Consider the following 20,411-nt stretch of genomic DNA (forward strand, 5'->3'; position numbering starts at 1 on the left):
GGTCCCCCCGGCCCCCGCCATGCCGCCGGGTATGACGCCCGCACCCGCCACCGGACTGCAGCCGGTTGCGCAGACCGGGCTGCAGCCGGTCGCGCAGACCGGGCTGCAGCCGGTCGCGCAGACCGGGCTGCCCGGTCTGGCGGCAGCCGCGCAGAGCCGCCGGGGCGTGCCCGCCGCGGGCGGTCTCACGGCCGCCCAGGTCCGCGGCCGCACCCAGCCGGAACCGGTCCCCGAGCCGACGGGCTGGCCGGCGGCGGGCGCGATGTACGACCAGGTCGGCTGAGACATCCCTGTATGTCCGATTAAGGCTGATAATCCTTAAAGCGCAATTAGGCCATTATCTTGGCCATTAAGATGCTTTGGTTGAACTGCCGCTTAAGTGGCAACAATGAGCGGTATTCCCATTCCCACGCGGGGTCGAAATCCCATTTTTTCGCGGCGTGACGCACTTCACTTACGAAGCACCCTAGTGCTTTACCTGGTCCTGGAATTCCCGATTTCTTACCAGTCGGATCTTGCATGGTGCTCCTCCACCACTAGCCCACTTAGTAAAAACGGGAATTGTCGATTTATTCCGGGCAGCTAAGAATGACTCCGCCGCAGGGCACCGCTAATCGAAATGCGGTGCTGTTTGTCGAGGGGAACCGGCAACTGCGGACGACGCATTCCCTGGAACGAGGACCGCACCATGCCCATTCCTGCCTTCAACCGCTCGTCCCGGGCGCGCCGGTTCTCCGCCGGCGGCGCCGTCACGCTCGGCGCGTTCGCCCTGGCCTGCACGGCCGTGCTGGGCTCGGCCGAGGCCGCCAGCGCCGCTCCGGCCGGCAAGGCCACCTACACCGTCCAGCGCGGTGACCATCTCGCTTCGATCGCCCGCACCCAGCACGTGCCGGGCGGCTGGCCGGCCATCGCATCGGCCAACCACCTCTCCAGTCCGTACACGATCCAGCCGGGCCAGGTCCTGACCCTGCCCACGGGCTCGGCCGCGTCCGCCCCGGCACCCGCCCCCGCCCCGGTGCCCGCCAGCGGCTACGCCAACAACCTGGACGGCTGGATCAAGCAGTCGCTGGCGGTCATGGCGCAGCACGGCATCCCGGGCTCGTACAACGGCATCCACCGCAACATCATGCGCGAGTCCTCCGGCAACCCGAACGCCATCAACCTCTGGGACTCCAACGCCGCGAAGGGCATTCCCTCCAAGGGTCTGCTGCAGGTGATCCAGCCGACGTTCAACGCGTACCACGTGCCGGGCACCTCGTGGAACATCTACGACCCGGTCGCGAACGTCACCGCCGCGTGCAACTACGCCTACCACCGCTACGGCTCGATCGACAACGTCAACAGCGCCTACTGACAGGCCAGTCGAGGGTCGCTGTGAGCGAAGGACCCGCGTCCGGGGAACCGGCGCGGGTCCTTCCGTTTCATCGGTGATCGATCTCGACGCGTACGGTCCTGACCTGTCTGTTCACTCACTGCGCCCCGCACCGGCCCCGGTACGGGGCGCAGTCGTATCCACCTCGGAACGACGAACATGTTCGCTACGAACTTGTTCGGAGCGAACATGTTCGTTACCGTGGAACGCATGAGAGAACACCCCCCACCCCCCCGAAGCCGCCGCGAACGCCCCGCCAAACCCGCCCTCACCCGGGACGGGATCGTCGACACCGCCGTCGGGCTCATGCGCGCCGAGGGCCTGGACCGGGTCACCATGCGGCGCCTGGCGCAGGAGCTCGACACGGGTCCGGCCTCGCTGTACGTCTACGTCCGCAACACGGCGGAGCTGCACGCGGCAGTGCTCGACCGGCTGCTCGGCGAGGTGGACCTGTCGCCCGCGGTCGCCGCGGATGCCCCGGGCGCCTCCGGGGACTGGCGCGAGCGGCTCGTGCGGCTGCTGACGTCGTACGTCGAGGTGCTCTTCGAGCACCCGGCACTTGCCCGCGCGGCCCTGGCGGCCCGCCCCTTCGGGGAGAACTATCTCGATCTCGTGGAGGCGGTCCTCGCGCTGCTCGCCGAGGGCGGGGTTGCGCCCGGGCGGGCCTCCTGGGGCCTCGACCTGCTGCTGCAGTACGCGACCGCGAGCGCGGCCGAGCACTCCATCAGGGGCGAGGCACCGGAAGCCCAGGACGACTGGGACGCGCTGACCATGGCCCTGCTGAACGCCTCGCCGGACCGGCATCCGCGGATCGCGGCGCTCGGCGCCGTACTGCTGTCGGGCCCCGCCGAGGCACGCCTTGCCTGGGGCTTCCAGGTGCTGATCAGCGGCATCACGGCGGCGCCCGAGCCGCCCACCACACCGGTAACTCCTTGAGGAGGTCAGCATGTCCGCATGCACTGCCCACCACCCCGTCGCCATCGTCGGCGCCGGCCTCGGCGGCCTCGTCGCGGCCCGCGTACTGCACGTCCACGGCATAGCGGCGACCGTCCACGAGCGCGATGATTCCCCCGCCGCCCGGCACCAGGGCGGCATGCTCGACATCCATGAGGAGTCGGGACAGGCCGCGCTGCGGGCCGCCGGGCTCCTCGAGGAGTTCCGCGGGCTCGTCCACCCGGGCGGCGAGGAGACGCGCGTCCTCGACCCGGACGGCACGGTCCGCCACAAGGACGTCGAGGCGAGCGGGCGCCCCGAGGTCGACCGCAACGACCTGCGGCGCATCCTGCTGGACTCGCTGCCCGAGGGCGCGGTCCGCTGGGGCGCGAAGGTCACCGGCGCGCGCTCCCTGGGCGAGGGACGTCACGAGGTGACGCTCGCGGACGGCACGGCGTTCACCACGGATCTCCTGATCGGCGCGGACGGCGCCCGGTCCCGGATCCGTCCGCTGCTCTCCCGCGCCGTACCCGCCTACGCCGGCATCTCCTTCGTCGAGACGGATCTCCACGACGCGGCCGTGCGGCATCCCGCGACCGCCGAACTCCTCGGTGGGGGAATGACGTTCGCGCTCGCCGACGGCAGGGGAATCCTCACCCACCTGGAAACGGACGGCTCGATCCACGCGTATGTGGCCTTCAAGAAGCCCGAGGACTGGCTGTCCGGCATCGACCTCACGGACACGGAGGGCGCGAAGAACACCCTGCTGACCCAATTCGAGGGCTGGGACGAGCGACTGCGCGCCCTGATCGCCGACGCGGACGGCACGCTGATCCCGCGCCCGATCCATGCCCTCCCGGTCGGCCACCGCTGGGACCGCACCCCGGGCGTGACGCTCCTGGGCGACGCGGCACACCTCATGTCCCCGTTCGCCGGCGAGGGCGCCAACGCGGCCCTGCAGGACGGCGCGGAACTGGCGACGGCGCTCGCCGCCCACCCCGGCGACCCGGAGAGTGCCCTGGCCGCCTACGAGGAGGCCCTGTTCCCCCGCGCCGAGGACGCCGCCGCCCAGTCGGCGGCGGGCCTGGACCTCCTCTTCGGCCCGGACGCCGCCCGGAGGCTCGCCGAGATGCTGAACGGACCGCGCTGAACCCCGAGCGCTAAGGGTTCTCCCAGGCCGCCGGCTCCGCCGCCAGTTCCCGTACCGGTGCCGGCAGCACGCCCGTCGCGATGTCCGCCAGTGTGACGCCCTCCAGAATGCGGCGGACGTTCGCCCGGACCGCCACCCACAGGGGCAGCAGCGGCTCGGCGGGGCCGGTGTAGGCGAGCTGGGTGGGGCGTTCGCCGCGTACGGAGACGATCGGGCCGTCCACCGCGCGGATCACGTCCGCGACCGTGATCGCGTCGGCGGGACGGGCCAGCCGGTAGCCGCCGTTCCCGCCGCGCCGGCTGTCGACGAGGCCGCCGCGGCGCAGATCGCCGAGGATCCCCTCCAGGAACTTGTGCGGAATGCCCTGGGCGGAGGCGACCGTCTCCGCCTTCACCGGGCCGCCGCCCTGCCGCACGGCCAGCTCCAGCGCCGCCCGCACCGCGTAATCCGCCCGTGCCGAGATCCTCATGGACCCATTGTCGGGCCGACGACTGTGGACAATGACGGCACACACGGCTCCAAGGAGACGGTCCTTGTGCTGAGCAGACGTACCTTCGGCGCGATCACCGGCAGCGCCGCGCTCGGTCTCACCCTCGGCAGCGGGGTGTGCGCCGCCTCCGCGACCCCGACCGGTCCCACCCCCGGCCCGCCGGGGGCGGGCGGACGGGCGCGCACCGTGGGATTCGACCGGTACTCGATACTCATCGACGGCCGGCGCCTCGTGCTGTGGTCCGGCGAGATGCACCCGTTCCGGCTGCCGAGTCCGTCGCTGTGGCGGGACGTCCTGCACAAACTCCGCGCCCACGGCTACAACACGGTCAGCGTCTACGTCTCCTGGAACTACCACTCCCCCGCGCCCGGCGCCTACGACTTCACGGGCGTCCGCGATCTGGACCTGTTCCTGCGCACGGCCGCCGAGGCAGGGCTGTACGTCATCCTGCGCCCCGGCCCGTACATCAACGCCGAGGTCGACGCGGGCGGCTTCCCCGGCTGGCTGACCGCCACCGGGGGCACGGCCCGCACCTCCGATCCGACGTATCTGTCGTACGCGGACGAGTGGCTGACCGCCGTGAACCGGATCGCGAGGCGGCACCTGTACACCCAGGGCACCGGCACGATCGTCCTCTACCAGCTGGAGAACGAGTACGCGAACCACGTCACCGGCACGGAGGGCCGCGCCTATATGGCCCACCTCTACCGCAAGGTCCGCGCCGACGGCATCGACGTGCCGCTCTTCCACAACGACAAGGGCAGGAACGGCTACTGGGCGCCCGGCACCATCGACACGGGCGGTGAGCGAGGGCACTGGCTGTACGCCTTCGACGGCTATCCGTCGCCGTCCCAACCGCCCCCGGACTGGGGTTACTTCGGGACCGGCGGCCCGAAGGGCGGGGCGAGCGCGAGTCCGGAGACCCCCGGCTTCCTGGCCGAGTTCGGGGGCGGCTGGTTCGACCCGTGGGGCGGCGTGGAGTTCGACGGCAAGGGGTACGCGGAGTCGCGCCGCACCCGGGACGCGGCGTACGAGCGGCGCTTCCATCTGACCAACCTCGCCAACGGCATCAAGGTCCACAACGTCTACATGACGTTCGGCGGCACCTCCTGGGGCTGGCTGCCCGCGCCGGTCGTCTACACGTCGTACGACTACGGGGCCGCCCTCGACGAGGCACGGCAGCCGACCGCCAAGCTGGTCCCGATGCACCAGATCGGTCATCTGCTCCAGTGCGTGCCCGAGCTGGCCGAGCTGGACCGGGCGCAGGACGTGGACAGCGGTCACCAGGGGATCAAGGCCTATCACCTCGTCAACCCGGACACCGGGACGCACTTCCACGTGCTGCGCAACGACACGTCCGCCGAGGCCGTCGCCGCCGTACCGCTCGCCGGGGCAACCGTCCGCGTGCCCGTCCCCGCCCTCGACGCCCGGCTGCTGGCCTCACGGCTGTCTCTGGGGCGGCGGACGCTGCGCCACTGCACCGCCCAGCCCATGCTGCGGCTGACCGCCGGGGGCCAGGACATCGCCGTGTTCACGGGCCGCACGGGCGAGGTGACGGAGACGGTGCTGGAGTGCGCGGGCGAGCCGGCCGTCATGGTCCTCGAGGGGAACGCCGGGCACGCGTACCGGGACGGAGCCCTGCGCGTGACGGCCCGGCTTCGCGGACTGACCCGGGTGCGGGTGACGGGCGCAGGCATCTCCCGGCCGCTGCTGCTCCTCCTCGCCGACGACGAGACGTCCGTACGGCTGTGGCGGTACGAGACCCCCTCGGGGCCGGTGCTGGCGTACGGCCCCGCGCTGCTGCGCACGGCCGCCCCGCGCGGCACGGCCGTCCACCTGACCGGCGACACGATCGACGCGGCGGACCTGGAGGTGTGGGCGCCGCGCGGGGTGAGCGACGTCGTCTGGAACGGCACCCCGCAGCCGACGCGCCCCACCCGCTCCGGCAGTCTGCGCGCCCGGCGGCGGCTGCCGGGCGCGGGACCGGTTCGGCTGCCCGTCCTGACCGGTTGGCGCCGGATGGACGAGAACCCCGAGTCCGCCCCCGGGTTCGACGATTCGGCATGGCGGACGGCCGACCGTACCTCCTCGTACAGCATGACGCCCGTGCCCTCCGGTGGGCCCGTCCTCTTCGCCGACGACTACGGCTTCCACTACGGGGACGTGTGGTACCGAGGCCACCTCGAGGGCGCGGCGGGCGCCGGGTCGGTCTCGCTCTCCTATGTGACGGGCACCCAGGGGCTGTTGATGGCGTGGCTGGACGGCAAGCCGCTGGGCACCCACCGGATGCCCGTGCCGGACGCGAGGACGGTCCGGCGGGGGACATGGTCGGCGACGGCGACGTTCCCGGTGGACCCGGGTCCCGGGCCCCACGTCCTGTCCGTCCTCGTACGCCGGATGCAGCACGACGAGGACGGACGGGCCGACGACACCCACAAGGCGGGGCGGGGCCTGGTCTCCGTCGCCTTCGGCGGGGCGGCGCCCGCGGTGCGCTGGCGGATCCAGGGCGAGGCGGCACCCGATCCCGTGCGCGGTCCGCTGAACAACGGCGGCCTGTACGGGGAGCGGGAGGGCTGGCATCTGCCCGGCTTCCCCGACCGCCTCTGGCGGTCCGTGGGCTTCCCGCGCGCGGAACGGCGGCAGGGCGTGGTCTGGTTCCGGACACGCTTCCGGCTGACCGTCGATCCGGGCACGGACGCGTCGGTCGGGCTGACCCTCGCGGACGACCCGGCCCGCGCCTGGCGGGCGCAGATCTTCCTCAACGGCTGGAACATGGGTCAGTACATCAACGACGTGGGCCCGCAGCACACCTTCGTCCTGCCGAACGGGGTGCTGAACACGCGGGGCGACAACACGCTCGCACTCGCGGTCCTGTCCGACGGGACCACACCGTCGGGGCCAAAGAGAGTGGAGCTGACGCTGCTGGGCCGGGCGGGGGAGTCCCGGTGACACCGGTGGACTCCCCCGGCCGGGCGCGCCGGCCGAGCCGGGCGAGGGGATGACAGGACGGCGGCTGCGCAACGGGGTCCGGGGCAGGTGTCAGCCCGCGAACGCGGGCTGCGGCAGGCCCTTTCCGGCTCCGGGGACCACGAGCACCGAGCCGGCCGCCGGATGCGGCGCCTCAACACCCGTACGAGCCGTGGTGATGTACAGGTCGGCCAGGTCCGCGCCGCCGAACGCGCAGGCGGTGGGGCGGCTCACCGGAAGGTCAAGGACGCGGTCCAGTGCGCCGCAGGGGGTGTAGCGGTGGACGGCGCCGCCGTCCCACAGGGCGACCCAGACACAGCCGTCGGCGTCCACGGCGAGCCCGTCGGGGAAGCCGCGCTCGACGTGGGCCAGCGGGCGCCGCCCGGCCGGGAGCCCGTCGTCCCCGACGTCGAAGACGTCGACCCGGCGGGTCGGCGAGTCGATGTGGTACATCAGGCGGCCGTCGGGACTCCAGCCCGTGCCGTTGCTGACGGCGACGCCGTCCAGCACGGTGCGGACCGTGCCGTCCGGGGTGATCCGGGACAGGGTGCCGCCGCCCGGAGCCTCGTCGTAGCGCATGGTGCCCGCCCACAGAGCGCCGTCCGGGGCAATGGCCGCGTCATTGGCGCGGCGGCCGGGGACGGGTTCGCGGTGCAGCCAGCGGAAGTCGCCGCCCGAGGGCCCGTAGAGTCCCACGCCGTCCCGGAGGTTGACCACGAGGCCGCCGCCCGCGCGCGGCTTGGCGGCGCCCACGTGCTGCTCGGTCGCCATGACGGTGCGGCGCCCCGAGGCGGGGTCGTACGTGTGCACGCGCGAGCCCAGGATGTCGACCCAGATCAGCCGCCCGGCGGCGGCGTCCCAGGTCGGCCCCTCGCCGAGGGCCGCCTCCGCCCGCACGACGACCTCGTATCCCGTCATCCGGCGCTCCGGTGACCGAGCCGCTCGGAGAGCTCCACGGCGCCCTTGACGGCGAGGTTCTCCAGCTCGGCGCGGCGCTCGTCGCTCCAGCGGATCATCGGCACGGAGATGGAGAGCGCGGCGACTACCTGACCGGTGCGGTCGCGCACCGGGGCGGCGACACAGCTGACGTCGGGGTTGGACTCGCGGCTCTCCACGGCGACACCGCGCGAGCGGATGGCGGCCAGGGCCTCGCGCAGGACCGCCGGGTCGGTGATGCTTTGAGGGGTCATCGAGGCCAGCTCGGCGCCGTCCGGGATGCGGGAGGCCAGCTCCGGCTCGGGCAGCGACGCGAGCAGCATCTTTCCGACCGAGGTGCAGTGGGCGGGCAGCCTGCGCCCGGCCGCCGACACCATGCGCACGGCGTGCGTGGAGTCGACCTTGGCGATGTAGATGACGTCGGTGCCCTCGAGGATGGCCACGTGGACCGTCTCGTCGCAGGTCTCGGCGACCGACCGGGCGACCTGCTGGCCCTCGGCAGCGAGGTCCAGCTGCTCGGCGTAGCGGCTGCCGAGCTGGTACGGGCGCACACCGAGCCGGTAGCGTCCCGGCTGCCCCGGCACCTGGACGATGTACGAGCGTGCGGCGAGCGTGGTGACCAGCTCGTGCACGGTGGTGCGCGGCAGCTGGAGCTTGCGCACGATGTCGGGGGCGGAGAGCGTCCCGTCCCCGTCGAGGAAGAGCTCCAGGATGTCGAGAGCCCGGGTCACGGCAGGTACGAGGCGTCCCACGACCGATCCCCTCTCTATGTTCGAAATCTCAACTGACTTTCGGCATGACGAACACAGGCTAGTCACGGTGGGCTTGGCCGGGCAATGGTCGTGCGATGCCTGCGGTAGGGGCCGCTCACGGGTGTCGCGCCGCGGGGTCCCCCAGCTCTCCGCGCAGGCGTTGCGCGCGCAGCACCAGCTCCAGTTCGAAGCGGCGGTCCGGGTCGTCGATCCCGTCCCCCCACAGCTCCCTGATCTGCCGCAGACGGTAACGGACGGTCTGGGGGTGCACGCCCAGCCGGGCGGCCACCTCCGGTGCCCCTCCCCGGGTCTCCAGCCAGGCCAGCAGCGTCTCCGACAGCCGGCGCGCATGGGTCCGGCCGCAGTGGGCCAGCGGCGCCAGACAGCGCTGCGCCAGGTCGTCGATCAGCTCCTCCGGCTGCAACAGCACCAGTGCCTCCGTGTGCTCGGTGCAGTGCAGCACCTCCCCGCCGGGTAACAGCCCCCGCTCCATCAGACGTACGGCGGCCTCGGCCCAGCGCAGCGACTTCGCCGCGTCGGCCAGCGGCACCGGCGGCCCGATCGCCCCGGCCCAGCCGCTCAGCGCCCGGTGCAGCAGTTCGGGCCGACCCGCCGCGTCCGGCTCCGGTACGACCATGTGCGGCTGCTCGTACTCCATGTCGAGGAGCACGCCCTGCCCGACCGCCGGTGCCACGGCCTCCCGCGCCGGGCGCAGCAGCACACCGACTGCGACCTTGTCCGGCAGCGGCCACCCCACGCGCGCCGCACGCTCGGCGAGCGCGTCCGCGGGGTCGCCCCGGTGGTGCTCGGCCAGCAGCAGTTCCATCAGCCGGCGCTGGAGCCTCAGCCGCTCGCCCGCCTGCCGGGCCGCCGCCTCGGCGTAGCCGCGTACGGACTGGTCGACGAGGCCGTCCAGGTACTCGTATCCGGCGTCGACGAGCTCGTACATCGCCGGTGGCGGGATGTCCACCCGCTGTCCGATCTCCGCGAAGCGCCGCCAGGCGAGCCGCACTCCGAGCCGGTAGATCGCCTGGAGCGAGTCGAGGCTGCGGCCCTCCAGGCCCTCGCCCCGCCCGAACTCCTGGAACACCTCGGGGTGCGCCCGTGGGCGGCCCTCGGCGGATTCCAGGTGCTGCACGAAGACCTCGATCGCGCGGCGGATCCCGACCAGAGCCATGGGTTCGCCGGAGTCGTCGAGCACCACCGGCAGCCGCGGGTACTCGCTGCGGATCTCGCCCAGGATCTCCTCGGCGAGCGCCGGCGCCTCGGCCATGGCCAGCGCCGTGAACTGCCGCACCTGCGCGGGGGGCACGTCACGCCAGGCCGAGCGCATCGTGACGGTCCCCGGGCGGGAGGTCACGGCTCAGCGCCCCTGGCCGGCGTTCTCGTACGTGATCATTGGCGTGTTCGGCTGCTTCGGGGTCGTCTCCAGCATCGCGACGATGCCGAACGCGGCTCCCACGGCGAGCACGGCGGCGGCCGTCATGGTGAGTACTGCGGCGAGCAGTCTGGACATCGCAGGGTCAGCCTCTCTGTCGAGGTCGTCCCCACCCCGGCACCCCGCGCGAACGTGGTCCGGCGTCGCGCGGTCCCTGCCGACCCCCACCGGCAAGTGCCCAGTCTCGACACGACATTGACACTTCGTCAAGGGGCGCCTACGGTTCCCGGCCCAGACCGCACGCGCACTTTCCCCCTGGTGTCGACCCACCCGTACCGCCCCGTGAGTCGAGCCGCCTCACGCCCCTGGAGTGCCCGGATGCGCCGTAGAGTCCCACCGTTCTCCCTGGCCCTGCTGGGCCTCGGCACCTTCCTGCTGGTGCTGGCACCGCTGCTCGCGTGGTACGTGACGCCGCGGGCCGCCGTCAATCCGATCAACATCGACACGACCGCCGTCTACACCGGCACGGGCAGCGTCTTCGACACGGACAAGGTCCGGACCGTCCCCGGTCAGCGGATCACCGTGACCCAGCGGGTCCGAGGTGACGTCGCCGACAGCGAGCGCAGCGGGAACGCCATCTGGGACGTGACCACCACGGTGGACACCGACAAATCGCTGCCGGCCGCGGACCCGCACGACGCGCTCGAGTTCATGCCGGGCCGCTGGGTCACGAACCGCACCACAAACAAGCCGGTGCACTGCTGCCGCGAGAAGCCGTACTACGAGGGCGACGCCTATCTGAAGTTCCCCTTCGACGTGGGCAAACACGCCTACCAGTGGTGGGACAACTCCCTCGGCTCCGCCGTCACGCTGTCCTACGGCGGCACCCGGAAGATCCAGGGATACGCGGGCTACCGCTTCACCGGCACCGTCGCCCCCGCCCGGATCGGCACCCGGCTCGTGCCCGGCGCGCTCGTCGGCCGGCCCGGCAGCAGCCAGGTTCTGGCCGAGGAGTGGTACGCCAACCACGGCATCGAGCTGGTCGTCGACCAGCGCACCGGGCGGGTGATCTACGCCCAGGTCGGCCCGCGACGTACGCTGCGCGCACCCGGCGCGAAGACGGACGCGGTGGTCCTCCTCGACAGCCGGAAGATCGCCTTCACCACGGCCACGCAGAAGGACCAGGTCGAGCTGGCACGGCAGCAGAGCGGCCGGCTGCGGCTGCTGGGGCGGACCCTGCCGATCAGCGCCGTCGTGGGCGGACCGATCCTCGCGGCAGCAGGCGCCGTACTGCTGCTGCGAAGGCGCCCGGATCCCGAAACATCCGGATCGTCCCGCCCCGGGATCACGATGTGATGGGGCGTCAGCTCCAAAAGGGCCGGAAATTGTCACCCCGGTGAGTAGCCCCGGGCCGACCGCTGGGCGAAAACTGTCCACCCCCACCCGAGCACAGCCTGCCCGCACCGGCGTGACAAGAAGAGCTCAGACCCCCCACGAGACCGCACCGCGAGCACCGAACGGATCACCCACCACAGCCCGACCCACGCACCATCCGCACCGACCGACCGCGCACCGCGGGCCCCGGCCGCTTCCCGCACCCGGCCGCCGGACCGCAGCGCGCGCACCGGCCGGCCGATCCGCATCGCGCCCTGCCCCCACGCTGAGTTCCGCACCCCGAGACGAGTTGGAGCACCCATGCCCCAGCACGTGCCGTCCTCGCTGCGCGCAGACCCCCGCGCCGCGCAGCGCCCCGCGGCGCTCCCCCCACTGCCGCGCCGCATCGTCTTCCTCGCCCGCCGTGATCTCGCCAATCCGGCGGCGGGCGGCTCCGAACTGCTGGTCGACCGCCTCGCCGACGGCCTCACACACCTCGGCCACCAGGTCACCCTGCTGTGCGGCGGCCCCGCGTCGTACCGCGACTACCGGGTCGTCTCGGCGGGCGGCGACCTGGTTCACTACCTGCGCGCCCGTCCCGCCTTCCAGCGCCAGATCGGCGACTGCGACCTGCTGGTCGAGGTCTGCAACGGCATGCCGTACCTCACCCCGCTGTGGTATCACGGGCCGACCCTGTGCCTGGTCAACCACGTCCACACGGACCTGTGGCGGATGCGGTTCGGCGGACCGCTGGCGCCCGCCGCGCGCATCGGCCGAAGGCTGGAGCACTGGGCCCTGTCCGGGGCGCAGCGCGACAACCTGGTGGTCGCCGTCTCCCCGTCGACGGCGCACGCGCTGGGCGCGATCGGCGTCGAGCGCGAGCGGGTCAGGGTCGTGCACAACGGCGTCGAGGAACCGGGGCCGCTTGCCGCGAAGGCCCCCGAGCCGCTGTTCTTGGCGATGGGACGGCTCGTCGAGTACAAGCGGATCGATCTGCTGCTGCGGCTGTGGGAGCGGGTCCGTCCGGTCACCGGCGGCCGTCTGGTGATCGTCGGCGACGGTCCCGAGCACGAGCGTCTGGAACAACTCGCCGGTCCCGGCGTCCGGTTCACCGGCCATGTCTCCGAGGCCGAGAAGCACCGGCTGCTGTGCGCCGCCTGGATCCTGCTGCACCCCTCCGCGATCGAGGGCTGGGGCCTGGTGGTGACGGAGGCTGCGGTGCGGGAGACCCCGGCGATCGCCTTCGACGTACCCGGTCTCAGGGATTCCGTGGTGGACGGCGAGACCGGGGTGCTGGCGCGGGGCGAGTCGTCCTTCGCGGCGGCCTGGTGCACCCTCGCCCTGAGCAACGAGCGCCGTCGGCTCATGGGCGAGGCGGCCCGCAAGCACGCGTCCCGGTACCGCTGGGACCGCACGGTCCGCCGCTTCCGCGCGGTGGCGGCGGAGGCGGTGCGGGGCTGGACCCCGTGAGGGCGACGACCGGCCCGGGCACCTCGGCCGACGATTCCGACCCGGGCCCGGACGCGGTCTCCTCCGGCGGCGGTTCCGGCACGGGCACGAGCGCCGTGGTCGACAATTCCGGCCCAGCCACGGACACCTCACCCGACGGCCCCGGCCCGGGCACGCGCACCCCCGGCAGCTCCACCCCGGACACAGGCACTGCCGGCAGCTGCCCCGGCACCGGCCCCGGCTCAACAACCTCCGACGGTGGCGCCCACACACGCGCGGGCGGCTCAGGCTCCGGCACGAACAGCTCCGGTACCGGTTTCAAGGACCCATCCGTACGCCGTTCCCTCGCTCTCTTCCGGGCCTTCCGGCGCGAGCAGGGTGACCCCGAGGCCTGCTACTCGCTCCTCGCCCGGGACGCCGCCGATCAGGTGGAGGCGTACGACGGGCCCGTCCGCGAGCGCACGGTGGTGGACATCGGCGGCGGAGGCGGGTACTTCACCGAGGAGTTCCGGCGGCGCGGCGCGTACGCGTACCTCTTCGAACCGGACGCCGAGGAGCTGGGCCCGAAGCCGCCCGCCGGGGCGGTGATCGCCGACGGCTATCTGCTGCCGCTCGCGGACGGCACCGCCGACGTCACCTTCTCCTCCAACGTGCTGGAGCACGTGGCCGATCCGGGGACCTTCCTCAGCGAGCTGGTGCGGGTGACCCGCCCCGGCGGCCTGATCTACGTGTCGTTCACCAACTGGCTCTCCCCATGGGGCGGTCACGAGTGGGCGCCCTGGCACTACCTGGGTGCCGAGCGAGCCCGCGCCCGCTACCTCCGCCGTACCGGGAAGCCCGCCAAGCACACCCTCGGCGAGAACCTCTTCGCCGTGCACATCGGCCCCACCCTGCGGCAGGTGCGCGCCCGCGACGACGTCACGGTCGTCTCGGCGCGCTCCCGCTACTGGCCGTTCCTCGCGTCCGCCGTCGTGAAGGCGCCGGGGTTGCGCGAGTTCGCCACCTGGAACCTCCTTCTCATCCTCCGGCGGTGTCCCCCATGACGACCACGGTCCAGGCCCCTCCCCCGGCAGCCGCCCGCACCACCGCGGCGACCTCGGGCCCGCCGGAGGGCCCGCGCTCGCGGCGCTGGCTGCTGGGGTTCTGGGCCGTGGTGTTCGTGCTGTTCCTGGCCGTGCAGCCAGGGCGGCAGACCTTCGACACCAAGCTCGGCGTCACCGTCGACCCCTGGCAGTTCCTGTCCGACCTCGGCCAGTTGTGGCAGGACCGGGGCGGCTTCGGCGGTATCCAGGACCAGTACGTCGGCTACCTCTGGCCGATGCTGCCGTACTACGGGCTGACCCGGCTCGTCCATCTGCCGGTGTGGGCGGCGGAGCGGCTGTGGATGTCGCTGATCGTGTCGGTCGCCTTCTGGGGCGCGCTGCGGCTGGGCGAGCGGCTGCGCGTAGGCACCCCCGCGTCCCGGCTGCTCGGCGCGGTGGCGTACGCGCTGTGGCCGGTGTTCACGATCGTCGTCGGCTCGACGTCGGCCGCCGCGCTGCCCGGCGCCTTCCTGCCCTGGGTACTGCTGCCGCTGACGGACGAGCGGTACGGCGCCCGCGTCGCCGCCTTCCGCTCCGCGCTGGTGGTGCCGTTCATGGGCGGGGTCAACGCGGCTTCCACCCTCGCGTCCCTGCTCCCGGCCGGCCTGTATCTGCTGTCCCGTCCGCGCGGACCGAGGCAGCGCAAGCTGATCGGCTGGTGGGTGCCCGGCGTGGTCCTGGCGACGGCGTGGTGGGTGATCCCGCTGCTGATGCTCGGCGTCTACGGGGAGAACTTCCTTCCGTACGTGGAGAACGCGCAGACCACGACGGCCACCATGTCGGCGACCGAGTCCCTGCGCGGCGCCGGGAACTGGGTGGCCTACCTCCACTTCGGCCAGGCCTGGCTGCCCGCGGGCTGGACGGTGGCGTCCTCGGCGGTCGTCATCGTCTGCTCGGCGCTCGCGGCCGGACTCGGTCTCGCGGGACTCGCCAGACGGGACATGCCGGAGCGGCGCTGGCTGGTGGTGACCGTGCTGGTGGGCGCGCTCGTCACGCTGGCCGGGTACGGCGGTGCGTTCGGCGCGCCCTTCCACGGCACCGTGCAGGGGTGGCTGGACGGCCCGCTGTCACCCTTCCGCAACATCTACAAGTTCCAGACGGGACCGGCGCTCGCACTGGTGCTCGGTCTCGCACATGTCGTGGGCGTCGCCGCCGAGCCGCGCGGCGCGCGCCCGGTCCGCGGCCGGCGCCTCACCCCGTTCATCGCGGCGGTTCTGGTACTGCCGGGACTTGCGTGGCCGTACCTCAACGGCTCGATCCTCCAGGCGGGTTCCTTCCAGCAGCTCCCGGCGTACTGGCAGACCACGGCCGACTGGCTGAAGAAGTACTCCCCCGACTCCCGTGCCCTCGTCGTCCCGGCGACCGCGCACGGCCTCTACACCTGGGGATCCCCCGTCGACGAGCCGCTCGACGTGCTCGCCGGCTCCCGCTGGGCCGAGCGGGACTACGTGCCCTTCGGAACCCCCGGCAACCGGCGCGCGATGGACGCCGTGGAGCAGGCGCTGATGACCGGCGGCGAGGTCCCCGGCCTCGCCGACTATCTGAGCCGGGCCGGGCTCTACTACGTTGTCGTCCGCAACGACCTCGACCCCGACCAGCTCGGATACGTGCCGACGAGCACCGTCGAGCGCACGCTGGAGCAGTCCGGCTACCAGCGTGTCACCGGCTTCGGACCGGTCATGACGGGCGGGCGGATCGCGCACGGCACCCCCTTGCAGGTCGAGGGCCTGTATCCGCGCGCGCGGGCCGTGGAGATCTACGAGCCGGTGAGCGGGGACGTACCGCGGCCGGGGCAGGCCCGGCTGATGCCGGTCGCCGACACCGCCGTGGTCTCCGGCGGCCCGGAGGCGCTGCTGCCGCTGGCCGCCGACCCGGCCGTGCGGGGCCGGGCCGCCGTGCTCACCGGCGACAACCACCCCGGGCTCGGTACCTCCGGGGTGCAGATCGTGGGTGACGGGCTGCGGCGCGCCGACACCCGTTTCGGCCTGGTCGACGCCAACACCTCGTACACGTACACACCCGGCGAGAAGAACGCCCCGGACAGCGTCCAGGAGGCGGGCAGGCAGCCGCACCAGATCCTGCCGGTGAAAGGCCTCGACCACCAGACGGTCGCGGAACTGCGCGGTGCCCGCTCGGTCACGGCGTCCTCCAGCGGCAACTGGCTCTTCCATCTGCCCCAGTACGATCCGGTGAACGCCTTCGACGGCAATCCGGACACGGCCTGGGCGGAGGGCGCGCCGGGTTCGGCGAACGGGCAGTGGCTGCGGATCGCGTTCACGGGGCCCCTGGACATGCCGTCGTCGTTCACGGTGACACCGCTGCCGCAGGACGGGGTGCGTTCGGCCGCCACCCGGATCCGGGTGGAGACCGCGAAGGGCTCGGTGACCAGCTACCTCCAGCCCAGCGGCATGACGCAGAGGGTCAAGGCCCCGCCGGGCGCGACGAGTTGGCTGAAGATCACGATCCTGGACTCGGTGGCGCGCAGGACGGGCCTGACGGGCGCGGGCTTCTCGGAGGTCGGGATCCCCGGTGTCCAGGTGACCCGTCTGCTGCGGCTCCCGACGGACGCCGGCCGGTCCGACGCGAGTGCCGAGATCGTCTCGCTGCACCGCGCCGCCGACCCCACCGGGCTCTCCCCGACGGGCACGGAGGCGGGCCTGCACCGGCTCTTCTCCGCATCGGCGGCGGGGCCGTACGAGGTGAGGGCGAGCGCGGTGCCGGTCGCGGGGGAGGCGCTCGACGAGCTTCTCTACCGGGTGGCACCCGACCAGCAGAGCCGTATCACCGCGACGGCGGACTCCACGGCCCGTCTCGGCCCCGGTCTGTCGGCGCGCAACCTCACCGACGGCGACCTGACCACCGCGTGGATCGCCGGGGACCGGCCGACCATCCACCTCAGCTGGCCGGGCAAACAGCCGGTGGGCTCCCTCGTACTGGCCCCGGCGGGAGGTCTGTCGAGCCGTCCGACGAAGGTGGAGATCAGCTCTCCGGACGGAGCGGCGGTCGCCGGGGTCGACGAGAACGGCTGGGTCCGTTTCGACCCGATCACCACCGACCACCTGGACATCACGGTCGTGGAGACGGCCCCGGTGACCGTCCTCAGTCCGGTCGCGGGAGACGACCTGCAACTGCCGGTCGGCCTCACGGAGGCGTACATCCCGGCGCTGGAGCAGTACCGCACGCCCCAGCCGGCCGCCACGCGGACGTTCTCGCTGCCGTGCGGACAGGGCCCGGCGCTGGCGATCGACGGCAAGCTCTATGCGACGAGCGCGCAGGGCACGGTACGGGACCTGGTGGAGCGGCGGAGGGTCGAGCTGACGCTCTGTCAGCAGAACCGGGAGGCCACCTCAGTGGACCTCGGCGCGGGCACGCACCGGGTGGAGGCGGGCGACGCCGGACCGCTGACGGTGTCGGACGTGACGCTCACCCGGGGCACGGTCACCGCGCCTTCGGCGGCCGGACGTGACCTGCGGGTCGTCGACTGGCTGGGCGACCGCCGTGAGGTGACGGTCGGGTCGGGCGCGGCCGCGTACCTGACGACGTACGAGAACTACAACAAGGGCTGGGAAGCCACGCTGAACGGCAGGAAGCTCACCCCGGTGCGGCTCGACGGCTGGCAGCAGGGCTGGCGGATCCCGGCCGGGGCGGGCGGCACCGTCAAACTGTCGTACGCGCCCGCGACCACCTACCAGGCCGGGCTGATCGCCGGCGGGGCCGCAGTCGCGGCACTCGCGTTCTTCGCACTGTGGCGGCGGCGCTCCCCGAACCCGGACGAGCCGTCGCCGGTGCCGCCGGGCGGCGGGGTGTGGCTCGGCACGGTGGCGCTGACGCTCGTCGGCGCCGTGATCGCGGGGCCGTTCGCGCTCCTGGTCCCGCTGCTGGCGCTGGTGGCCTGGAAGCGGCACGCCCTGCTCGTCCCGATCGCGTTCCTCGCGCTCACCGGGGCGGGGATCGCGGCGGCGACGGGAGCGGGGTCGCCCGCGGCGGCGGGCGAGGGCGCGTTCGGGCCCGCGGCCCAACTGCTCGCGCTGATCGGCCTGTTCGCGGGACTGGTGAGCGTACGGGAGCCGACGGGGCCAACGTTCGAGGGCGCGGCGGGCGGGGCCGGCGGGCAGCCTGGTTCGTCGGAGGCGCCGGACTCACCGGAGGCGCCGGGATCAGCTGAGGCGCCGGGATCAGCTGAGGCGCCGACGGAACCGCTGCCGCGTCGGCGGCCGGTATCGCACCCCCTCGACCTCGGCCTCGACCTCGGCGAGAAGCCGCCTCCTGCTCCGGCGGGCGACGTGGACTCGAGCGGCACGATCTCGGCGCGCGGTCCCGGCCGTCCGGAGCCGCAACCGCCGGCGGCGCGAATGCCGTTTCGCCGGCCGAGGCTGCGGGCCACAGCGCCGGAGAGCGACGGTGCGGGCAAGGACGGCGGCGGCACGAGGAGGGACGGGACGACATGACGACGGTGGAACACCCGGTACGGCGCCACCCGGAGCGGATCCCGTTCCCGGTCGTGGACGAGGTGTCCCGGCACTGCCTCCAGGAGGAGGAGCCGGAGACGGTGCACATCGAGGTGCATCTCCCCGGCCGCCTCGACCGGGCCCGGCTGCGCACGGCGTTCACGGGGGCCCTGCACCGCCATCCCCGCATCCTGGTGCACGAGGCGCCCGGCCGCTGGTACAGCCGCCGCTACACATGGGAGCTGACACCCGGCCCCGAGGCGGAGGTGGTGAGCTTCGCACCGCAGGGCAACGACGCCCTGCGCGACGCGAGGGCACGGGCCCTGTCCCAGGCCCCGCCCCTGGCCCTGTCCCCGCCGATACGCCTGGAGGTGGTGGAGGGGGCTGGCTCCGCGGTGGGCGGCTCCGCGGTGGCCGGCTCCCCGGTGGCGGGCCCCGCGGTCGCGGCCAACGGCACGGTCCTCGTCCTCACCATCAACCACACGGCCCTGGACGGCCCCGCCTGCCTGCGCATCCTGGCCACCGCGGCGGAACTGTACGGCGGCAGGGACAACTCCCCCGCCGCACCCCCCGTACGGCCGCCCGAGACCGTCCAGGAGCCGCCGGACACCCCCTCCACCTGGGTCCCGCCCGCCCGGGTGGCCCGAGGAGCCCCCGAGTCCTCTCCCGGCAACGGCCTCCTCGTCACCGAGCTCTTTCTGCCCCGCCGCCCCAAGTCCGTGCCCTACACGGTGAACGACCAGCTCATGGTCACCACCGCGCTGACCGTCGCCCACTGGAACAGGGAGCACGGCGCCCGCCCCCGCCCCCTGCGCATCACCATGCCCGTCGACGACCGCCCCCGCGACACCACCATGCCCATCGGCAACGGCACCCGTCTCGTCGAAGTCCCCTTCGCCGCCGACGAGCTGGACCCGAAGGACATGGCCGCCCTGCTGCGCCGCACGGCCACCCGCACCCGGGCCCTGAAGTCCCTGTCCCGCCCCCAGCTCGGCCACGGCGCCGCCCTGCTCACGGCCCCCGTCCTGCCCGTCTCCTGGCGTGCCGCCGTCACCCGCACCCTCCGCAGGGCCGCCACCCCCTGGACCTCGACCACCCTGCTCAGCAACATCGGCCGCATCCCGTACGCCCTGGACTTCGGCGAGGACGCCGGCCGCGCCCACGCCGTCTGGTTCTCGGCGCCCGCCCGTATGCCCCGCGGCCTCACCGTCACCACCGCGTCCACCGCGGGCCGCCTGCACCTCGCCCTGCGCTGGTCCCGCGCCCTGCTCGGCCACGGCGACGGCGCCCACCTCCGCGACCTCTTCGAGCACTACCTCCACACGACCGAGGAGGCCCCGTGACCACCACGGCCCCCGTACGCCGCGGGCTGCGCGACTTCTACGAGGACCCGACCGTCCCCGTCGCCTCCGGCACCCCCCGCAGCCTGCGCCAGGCCCGCCTGCTGGCCACCGCCCTCGGCCCGGCCACCGAGGGCGCGAAGACCGTCCTCGACATCGGCTGCGGCGACGGCACCGCCGCAGCCACCGCCGCCCCCCTTCTCGCCGGGCACCGGATCGTCGGCGTCGACTGGTCCCAGGACGCCCTCAGACGGGCGCACAACCGGCTGCCGTACACCGTCCGCGGTGAACTCACCGACGGCGGGCTGCCGTTCCGCACGGCCGCGGCGGACGCCGTCCTGTTCAGCGAGGTCATCGAGCACCTCGTCGACCCCGATTCCGCCCTCGACGAGATCCGCCGCGTCCTGCGGCCCGGCGGGCACCTCATGCTCTCCACCCCGAACCTCGCCGCCTGGTACAACCGCGCCCTGCTCCTCGCGGGCGTCCAGCCCGTCTTCTCCGAAGTGAGCCTGCGCGCGATCCACGGCCGCCCGGGGAAGGAGGTCGTCGGGCATCTGCGGCTGTGCACCGCCCGCGCGCTGCGCGCGTTCGTGGCCTCGGCGGGCTTCGAGGTCGTGGCGCTCAAGGGCGCGCCCTTCCACGGCGTGCCCCGACCGCTGCGCCCGCTGGACCGCCTGGCCTGCGCTCTGCCGTCGGCGGCCTCCATCCTGCTGCTGCACGCCCGGAGGACGTAGCCCATG

Annotated in this window: 13 protein-coding genes and 3 pseudogenes; 11 read left to right on the forward strand and 5 right to left on the reverse strand. The window is 73.1% G+C overall.

All coding sequences use genetic code 11. The features are described 5' to 3' along the window. From AAW14_RS16455 to AAW14_RS16470, 4 genes and pseudogenes are all read left to right on the forward strand, one after another. Positions 1–283: pseudogene (locus AAW14_RS16455) on the forward strand (histidinol-phosphate aminotransferase family protein); the annotation flags it as partial. Between the two features lie 405 nt (positions 284–688). Further along, positions 689–1,354, forward strand: a complete 666-nt coding sequence (locus tag AAW14_RS16460) for a LysM peptidoglycan-binding domain-containing protein (RefSeq protein WP_265564595.1) — start codon at positions 689–691, stop codon at positions 1,352–1,354. A gap of 228 nt (positions 1,355–1,582) precedes the next feature. After that, positions 1,583–2,308, forward strand: coding sequence for a TetR/AcrR family transcriptional regulator (locus AAW14_RS16465; RefSeq protein ID WP_265564596.1), 726 nt, complete (start codon positions 1,583–1,585; stop codon positions 2,306–2,308). Between the two features lie 10 nt (positions 2,309–2,318). Further along, positions 2,319–3,455 carry an FAD-dependent oxidoreductase gene (locus tag AAW14_RS16470; protein WP_265564597.1) on the forward strand — a complete coding sequence of 379 codons (1,137 nt, stop codon included), beginning with the start codon at positions 2,319–2,321 and terminating at the stop codon, positions 3,453–3,455. 10 nt (positions 3,456–3,465) lie between these two features. Here the strand turns inward: AAW14_RS16470 and AAW14_RS16475 are convergent, their stop codons facing one another. Further along, positions 3,466–3,924 (reverse strand): RrF2 family transcriptional regulator, encoded by a 459-nt coding sequence (locus AAW14_RS16475; RefSeq protein WP_265564598.1) that lies wholly within the window; start codon positions 3,922–3,924, stop codon positions 3,466–3,468. 93 nt (positions 3,925–4,017) lie between these two features. On the opposite strand from AAW14_RS16475, the pseudogene AAW14_RS16480 reads away from it, so the two are divergent. Then, positions 4,018–6,947, forward strand: a pseudogene (locus AAW14_RS16480) (beta-galactosidase). A gap of 37 nt (positions 6,948–6,984) precedes the next feature. Here AAW14_RS16480 and AAW14_RS16485 read toward each other — a convergent pair. The 4 genes from AAW14_RS16485 to AAW14_RS16500 form a co-directional block, all read right to left on the reverse strand. Then, positions 6,985–7,830, reverse strand: coding sequence for an SMP-30/gluconolactonase/LRE family protein (locus AAW14_RS16485; protein ID WP_265564599.1), 846 nt, complete (start codon positions 7,828–7,830; stop codon positions 6,985–6,987). Then, positions 7,827–8,600, reverse strand: coding sequence for an IclR family transcriptional regulator (locus AAW14_RS16490; protein ID WP_265564600.1), 774 nt, complete (start codon positions 8,598–8,600; stop codon positions 7,827–7,829). Before AAW14_RS16490 ends, AAW14_RS16485 begins: the two co-directional genes overlap by 4 nt. A 115-nt stretch (positions 8,601–8,715) precedes the next feature. Then, positions 8,716–9,933 (reverse strand): PucR family transcriptional regulator, encoded by a 1,218-nt coding sequence (locus AAW14_RS16495; protein ID WP_265564714.1) that lies wholly within the window; start codon positions 9,931–9,933, stop codon positions 8,716–8,718. Between the two features lie 30 nt (positions 9,934–9,963). Beyond that, the gene (locus AAW14_RS16500; protein WP_265564601.1) at positions 9,964–10,116 is read right to left on the reverse strand and encodes a hypothetical protein; all 153 of its coding nucleotides are present in this window, start codon (positions 10,114–10,116) and stop codon (positions 9,964–9,966) included. Between the two features lie 240 nt (positions 10,117–10,356). Here AAW14_RS16500 and AAW14_RS16505 point away from each other — a divergent pair, with 240 nt between their 5' ends. From AAW14_RS16505 to AAW14_RS16530, 6 genes and pseudogenes are all read left to right on the forward strand, one after another. Beyond that, positions 10,357–11,334: a DUF3068 domain-containing protein gene (locus tag AAW14_RS16505; RefSeq protein ID WP_265564602.1), complete on the forward strand. Its 978-nt coding sequence runs from the start codon at positions 10,357–10,359 to the stop codon at positions 11,332–11,334. Positions 11,335–11,673: 339 nt separating this feature from the next. Beyond that, on the forward strand, positions 11,674–12,822 hold the full coding sequence (locus tag AAW14_RS16510) for a glycosyltransferase family 4 protein (protein WP_265564603.1): 1,149 nt from the start codon (positions 11,674–11,676) through the stop codon (positions 12,820–12,822). Between the two features lie 299 nt (positions 12,823–13,121). Further along, a pseudogene (locus AAW14_RS16515) lies at positions 13,122–13,844 on the forward strand (class I SAM-dependent methyltransferase); the annotation flags it as partial. Continuing rightward, positions 13,841–18,331, forward strand: a complete 4,491-nt coding sequence (locus tag AAW14_RS16520; RefSeq protein WP_265564604.1) for an alpha-(1->3)-arabinofuranosyltransferase — start codon at positions 13,841–13,843, stop codon at positions 18,329–18,331. The pseudogene AAW14_RS16515 and the gene AAW14_RS16520, both read left to right, overlap by 4 nt. Then, on the forward strand, positions 18,328–19,674 hold the full coding sequence (locus tag AAW14_RS16525; protein WP_265564605.1) for a condensation protein: 1,347 nt from the start codon (positions 18,328–18,330) through the stop codon (positions 19,672–19,674). Before AAW14_RS16520 ends, AAW14_RS16525 begins: the two co-directional genes overlap by 4 nt. Beyond that, entirely contained in the window at positions 19,671–20,405 is a 735-nt protein-coding gene (locus AAW14_RS16530) for a class I SAM-dependent methyltransferase (RefSeq protein WP_265564606.1), read from the forward strand. The genes AAW14_RS16525 and AAW14_RS16530 overlap by 4 nt, the downstream gene beginning before the upstream one ends. The last annotated feature ends 6 nt before the right edge of the window (positions 20,406–20,411 follow it).

It is taken from the genome of Streptomyces hygroscopicus, from assembly GCF_026168105.1.
Classification (GTDB): Bacteria; Actinomycetota; Actinomycetes; order Streptomycetales; family Streptomycetaceae; genus Streptomyces; species Streptomyces hygroscopicus_D.